The 264-nt window shown below is 66.3% G+C and carries 1 protein-coding gene; it reads left to right on the forward strand.

Features of this window, described 5'->3' with window-relative positions; all coding sequences use genetic code 11:
• On the forward strand, positions 1 to 264 hold a 264-nt coding region (locus ACTHSL_RS13760; protein ID WP_440381730.1), incomplete at both ends, for a hypothetical protein.

The raw sequence follows: 264 nt of genomic DNA on the forward strand, positions 1-264 counted from the left end.
AAGTGAACTTCCGCACCATGGCAGAAACCATAGCCCGCCACCTCGGGCTTGGCACACGGTCGCTGTCCATTGCCGAGGCGGCAGAGGTCTGGGACCCGTTCATGGGCCCCATCGTTGTTTCGGGGTGCAGCCGCACTCGGGCGCCCCGCTCACGACGGGAACTGGGCTGGCGGCCAAGCCCAGACAAATGCGACCTGCTCGAGGAATGCGTGGCGCCGGTCTATTCGCAGGCGGTCGAGCGCGCGCCACCGAGCTGGGTAAGAA

The sequence above is a fragment of the Neisseria sp. P0008.S010 genome (assembly GCF_051962715.1).
Taxonomy (GTDB): Bacteria; Pseudomonadota; Gammaproteobacteria; order Burkholderiales; family Neisseriaceae; genus Neisseria; species Neisseria elongata.